The organism is Zavarzinella formosa DSM 19928 (assembly GCF_000255705.1).
GTDB classification, from domain to species: Bacteria; Planctomycetota; Planctomycetia; order Gemmatales; family Gemmataceae; genus Zavarzinella; species Zavarzinella formosa.
This window is the reverse complement of record NZ_JH636457.1, coordinates 35,877-40,375: the sequence shown is the minus strand read 5'-3', so window position 1 is coordinate 40,375 and position 4,499 is coordinate 35,877. Positions and strand designations below refer to the sequence as shown.

Sequence of the window (4,499 nt, the reverse complement as noted above, 5' to 3'; positions counted from 1 at the left end):
GCGACTTCCCCGCCGGAAGCCACCCGGCAGCTTACGCTGCTCGGCTCGCCAAGACCTAAATCAACCTGATGAAAACCAACCCGAGCGTTTTCAATCACCATCGCCCGGCCTTTTGGGGAAGCCGCGCGAACCGATGCGTATGATGCCGGGGTCAGATTCTGGCGAAGACCCGTTGATTTGGCGGAGATGGTTTTGCATTCGCATTTGCTCATGCTCGAAAACGACGTTGACGAGGCCAAGTGGCGGCTGGTGTGGGATGACACGCAATTCGTTGTCTGCAATGCGGCGGGCGGGATTGAGCTGGAGGCCGACCCTGTTTACTCCCACCGCATCATCGATCTCTATGAGATGTATTTCGAGGACAAGATCAGCCTCGTCGGCCCGTTCGGATCGCTGATGTTTGAGCAGAACATGGAGGCCCTCGCGGATCTGCGCGAGTTCGTGGAAGCCCGGCTTATTTCGGATGGCAAGTATCGCGACCATATCCGGCAGGAGTCCGAAAAATCCATGCGCGCGGGAATGGTGATGGAACTGGTCCTCCTCATCCTGTTTGTCTTGTGTTGCCTGAATGCGTGGTGGCTGAGCGAGCACGTGCTTGGCTGCATGATCTGGGTCATCATTTTGTTCATTCCGGTGATGGCCATCATGTGGGCGTTGAATTTCGGGCATCATGGGCTTCAATGGCTCATGGTCCGGCGCATCGAACGCGAGGCCGGCCGGCGCGGCGTTGGGGCTCCCGTCGTTGACAATCTGGCGGCCACCGAATGCCCGGTGTGGGTCGAGCCGAGGGGCGCGAGCATGAAGCGCCGAATGCAAAGCCGCCCGACATGGTTCGATGATCCGTGAGGTTTTGGTTTTCATCAGGTTTGTCTTGGTCTTGGCGAGCCGAGCAGCGTAAGCTGCCGGGTGGCTTCCGGTGGTTGAACCGCCTCCTCTTCACTCAGCCGGACTCTTACCCATTGCTAAAGCGACTTCCCCGCCGGGAGCCACCCGGCAGCTCACGCTGCTCGGCTCGCCAAGACCAAGACAAACCTTGTGTCTTCGGCCCCCCGGTTTTTCCCCATCAAATGATTGACACCGTCGGCTCTCCCGCGTTACGATGGGCCGCGTTCCGCCGACGACTCGATCTTAAACTGGCGGCCGCCATCCCACCCCCGCAGACTCCGGCCCGGCGGAAAAGATCGGGATGCCGGCCGCGCCACCGGAGAGACTCCATGACTCGCCTCAATGAGAAATTTGCCGAGATTCCCTATCAAAACGGCGTGATTCAAAACAACACGTGGGGCTTCAACGGGAACGGCGACCCGCCCCAAAGCATTTCCGGCCCCCCCGGCGATCCGGCCGGCTGGACTTGGGACTGGCCCGGCGCCGACAACACCAAAGTCGTCGCCTACCCGGAAATCATCTTTGGCAAAAAGCCCTGGAGCCCCCAATCAACCAGTCCGCAATTGCCAAAGATGATCGGCGCCCTCGGCTCCATCGCCGTTGATTACTCGTTAAGCATCTCCGCGACCGGCGCGTATAACGCGGCCTTTGACATCTGGATCACGTCGTCGCCCCAGGCCGACGAAGCCAGCATCCGGACGGAAGTGATGGTTTGGGTGTGCCGCCGGGGCCTGAACCCGGCCGGCGGCTCGTCCCAGTTGTTCGACACCCCTTACGGGCAGATGCGAATTTACGAGGCCACTATGGACGCCTGGAAATACGTGGCCTGCGTGCTGGAAAACGAACTCCTCGCCGCCACGATGGATCTGAAGTTTTTCATCGACTTCCTCGTCGACGCCGGCCGGATCACATCGGGGCAATATCTCGCCAGCGTCGAGTTCGGCAACGAAATCGCCTTTGGCCAAGGCGAAACGGTGGTCAACAATTATTCGATCAACGTGACCTGACCGGCCGGGGAAATTCGACGCGCGGCTTCACGAGAAATCCCAACTCGCTACAGCCGCCGCGTCCGCCGGATTTTCAAACCAGTCAAAATCCCCTTCAAAGTGATCGAAAAACACCTCAAAACACCCTTCCGGCGACCATTTTTGGACAGTCAGATACCCAAAAGTGGTCAAAAACAGCGGGCCAACTGAACACCATTTTTCAAAAACCCCGGCAAATCAAAGGGGTCGCCAAATGATTTTGGGATAATCCGGGCTCTGTTGAGGGCGTTTCCAATGGCCCGATTTGCCCCTCCCCATAGATCCGCGATTTCGCGGATCTATGGGGAGGGCCAACAAAACCCCGGCTTTTACACATCATGGTCCGCATCGCGAGAGAGCGGTTTTGGTCTTGGCGAGCCGAGCAGCGTGAGCTGCCGGGTGGCTCCCGGCGGTTGAACCGCCTCCCTTTCACTCAGCTTGTCTCAAACCCGTGGCTGATGCGCCTTCACTGCCGGAAGCCACCCGGCGGCTCACGCCGCTCGGCTCGCCAAGAGCCGAGTCGCTTCGCTCCAAAGACACATTGCACGCCGACTCTTTGGGCAAGCCAAACTCCGCCAAAAGCCGGGCGGGACACACAAAAGAAAAGACCCATCAACAATCGCCGATGGGTCCGGGAACCATGAATGAACAGTCGGCCGGGGATTCATCAATTGCTCACCCGAAGATTCACCGTGGCTCTTTCGTTGGTTCTTGTCGCAATCCAGACTTTAAAACCTTGCTTTGCGGGCACGGCCACTTCAAGGCTGTGGCTTTCATTTCCCTTGTATTCCGCCAGCGTTCGCTGGTCGTTCGTCAGGTAAACGCGGATGTCGATCAGATTGCCCTTCTCGCTGGCGACAATCTTGACATTTTGCGCGGAACCGGTCGCCGGAAAATCGAATGTTTTTCCTCCATAATCAACATCAAACGCCTCGCTGAAATCGATTTTTTGCTGGCCGCATCCCAACGCCGCCAGGCAAATCAGGGGAATCAAGTGTCGCACAATCAAAGCTCCTGTGATGATTTTCGCCCGCCGTTGATTACTGTCGTTGAAAAGTGTCCGACACTTCAAAGCCTAAAATTTTCGCGTTGATCTGAATGCTTGAGGTCGACAAAATGCTGTAAGTGACGACTTCCTCGTTCTCGCCCCAGAGCATTCCCTTGGTGGTGATTTTCAGGCGATTCCCCGCCATCACCTCATATTTCCCCTGCCGGCTGTTGATCTCGCAACTGCCGTCCGAATAGAAAACCAGTTTCCCCCCTTTGCTTCCCACCCAAGTGCCTTGAATGCGAAAACTGTCGAGGGCGCTTTGGAGCCCGCATCCTTGAAGTCCGATGAGCAAGACAAAAACGCAACCGGCAAGCGCGTGACGCATGATAAAACCTCTGTGATTGGGGACAGGCCGGACGGCAATTCACGCCCGCCCGTTCAAGCTTTCCGATGGAAGGATTTCCCGATGACCGCCTATCATGAGCTTCGTCATTAATTTTCTTTTATTTCATTAATATTATAAAATCACCTATTAAAGAAATCAAGAGGCAAACCCCAGGCATTGATGCGCCTTTTCCTTCCGCTTTGAAAAGACGTTTCAAATGAACGACGCCGAACCTGCCCGGTGGCCATTTGAAGCCAAAGCTGCTCGTTGAAAATGATTGGCCAACCGCCAGCCACACGGCGTCAGTGGCGGGATTGCTTTATTTGGGTGAAACTCTCACCGCTGATACCGTGTGGCTCTTGATGTGATTGGTGATTGGCGGCGTCGGTCAACAGAAACCTATCAACACTGATTCTCTTCGGCATACTTGAAGATGTGATAGCGTTCGTCGTCATCCTCTGCGATCGAAGTCAGCGAATAAGTTCCGGTTGAAACTGGCCGGCCGAGGGAGCGCAAACCTTCCGTCTCCCGGAAAATGCTTCCAAGTTTCCCGCCGCCGGTCTTCGCCAAAAGCCAGGTGACATCATTCCGTTCCGGGCCGCTCGCTGATTGGCCGTCCAAGACGACGTTATTCAGTGGTCCACCACGGAACACAAATTTAACTTGCTTCTTGTTGGTCATGCCTGGTTGCTCCACTCCGGTAAATTCTAATCCCCCATTAGCGTAGCCATTATCCTCGCCTCCTCCATCCGCAAGAGGAGAGCCGATGAGTCGATTGATAACGATGGTGTTGATGCTCTTTGCCGGGCCTGTCTTGGCGCAGAGCGTCACGCTTCCGGCGGAGGTGAAGACGCAGCCGGGGCGGCTGGCGTCCGTGCGGATTGCCTTCGACGGGGACGATCTTAAGTGGGATGTTCCGGCCGAGCTGGATTGCTACCGCGAGTATTCGCCGGACCCGAAGGATGTGCGGTTGCGGGTGCAGGGGTGGACGAAGGGGTCATTTCGATTGGTCGCCGTCGCCGCCAAGGGGGGGAGGCTCTCCGAGTTCGCGGCCTGCGTCGTGACCGTCGGCGACCCGGCGCCGCCGGTTCCCCCGGTTCCGCCCGTGCCCCCCGTGCCGCCGATTCCCCCGGATGACCCGGTGGCGGGGCGGTTGAAGACCGCCTTCGACGCGGACAAAACCAATGCCGACGCCGTGAAGCGCGACCAGTGC

The 4,499-nt window shown here is 57.4% G+C and carries 6 protein-coding genes; 3 read left to right on the top strand and 3 right to left on the bottom strand.

Annotated elements, in window-relative coordinates; translation table 11 throughout:
* Positions 1-186 precede the first annotated feature (186 nt).
* Together BGIM_RS0147060 and BGIM_RS0147055 are read left to right on the top strand one after the other, a co-directional pair.
* Positions 187-846 (top strand): hypothetical protein, encoded by a 660-nt coding sequence (locus tag BGIM_RS0147060; protein WP_020476516.1) that lies wholly within the window; start codon positions 187-189, stop codon positions 844-846.
* A 368-nt stretch (positions 847-1,214) separates the two neighbouring features.
* Complete coding sequence (locus tag BGIM_RS0147055) at positions 1,215-1,892, top strand: GH12 family glycosyl hydrolase domain-containing protein (RefSeq protein WP_020476515.1); 678 nt, start codon at positions 1,215-1,217, stop codon at positions 1,890-1,892.
* A gap of 685 nt (positions 1,893-2,577) precedes the next feature.
* On the opposite strand, the gene BGIM_RS0147045 is transcribed toward BGIM_RS0147055, so the two are convergent.
* The 3 genes from BGIM_RS0147045 to BGIM_RS0147035 form a co-directional block, all read right to left on the bottom strand.
* Positions 2,578-2,913 carry a hypothetical protein gene (locus BGIM_RS0147045; protein ID WP_157370004.1) on the bottom strand — a complete coding sequence of 112 codons (336 nt, stop codon included), beginning with the start codon at positions 2,911-2,913 and terminating at the stop codon, positions 2,578-2,580.
* 37 nt (positions 2,914-2,950) lie between these two features.
* On the bottom strand, positions 2,951-3,286 hold the full coding sequence (locus tag BGIM_RS0147040; protein WP_020476513.1) for a hypothetical protein: 336 nt from the start codon (positions 3,284-3,286) through the stop codon (positions 2,951-2,953).
* 402 nt (positions 3,287-3,688) lie between these two features.
* Positions 3,689-3,967 (bottom strand): hypothetical protein, encoded by a 279-nt coding sequence (locus BGIM_RS0147035; RefSeq protein ID WP_020476512.1) that lies wholly within the window; start codon positions 3,965-3,967, stop codon positions 3,689-3,691.
* 85 nt (positions 3,968-4,052) lie between these two features.
* Between BGIM_RS0147035 and BGIM_RS65455 the strand changes: the two genes are divergently transcribed.
* On the top strand, positions 4,053-4,499 hold a 447-nt coding region (locus BGIM_RS65455), incomplete at its 3' end, for a hypothetical protein (protein ID WP_193789102.1).